Source organism: Pediococcus stilesii, assembly GCF_001437075.1.
GTDB lineage: Bacteria > Bacillota > Bacilli > Lactobacillales > Lactobacillaceae > Pediococcus > Pediococcus stilesii.
On record NZ_JQBX01000044.1, the window covers coordinates 1 to 881 of the forward strand.

Annotated in this window: 1 protein-coding gene; it reads right to left on the reverse strand. The window is 43.0% G+C overall.

Annotated features, from left to right (window positions below; all coding sequences use genetic code 11):
* On the reverse strand, window positions 1-881 hold an 881-nt coding region (locus IV81_RS09160; protein WP_057804425.1), incomplete at both ends, for a tagatose 1,6-diphosphate aldolase.

An 881-nucleotide genomic window follows, 5' to 3' on the forward strand; every position in this document is an offset into this window, starting at 1 on the left:
GGTGTTGCAGTTACTGCTAACACTTCGTTAAGTTCTTGGATGTTCTTCTTACCTTGCGTTTGAAGCCACTTGCAACCAGCTTCTTCACTTTCACCGGCAAATGGTTCGATGGAATTCCGCCATGTTGCACGTCCACAGAGCACACCGTTAAACTTCGAACCGGCTTCATGCGCAAACTTCAATTCGTCTTGGAACATTTCAGCTGAAACGCCCGCACTCAAGAAGATAAATGGTAAGTCAGTTGCATCACTTTGTTCCTTGTAATACTTAGCGGCTTCGGCCTTACTGTAGACAACGTCGTCGGCGTTGTCAGCGAAACCTTCTACGTATGCTTGATTAACTGGCACTTCCAACTTAAGCACATCCACGCCATATTCTGGTTTCGAAAATTCTTTCGTCATTTCAATTACCTTATGGGGCTTTACTGCAGCGTATTCCTTACCTTTAACGTCTTCGTTGCTAGCATCGTATGAAACCAATTCTAGGAAAAGAGGCATGTCTTCAGCTTTACATTCGTCACCTAAACGTTGGATAAAGGCTTGTTTACGTTCATTTACTGCTTCGCCTTCGTCGACATCGTAATAAAGCAAGAACTTAATTGCGTCAGCGCCCAATTCTTTTAACTTACGAACGGACCATTTTTCAAGAATATCAGGGAAACGGCCTGGTTCAGTTGCGTCATAACCAGTTTTTTCATAAGCCGTTAGTAAACCAGCATTTTCATCACGAACTCGTGCTGCTGGAATTCCATATTCAGGATCAAGTAAAATTCCACTTGCGTATTGAGTCAATTCTGATGATACTGCCACTTTGAAATCTTCGATTTCTTTTTGAGTTGCTTCATGACCACTGGCTGCGCCGATCATCTTTTTCAATGAACC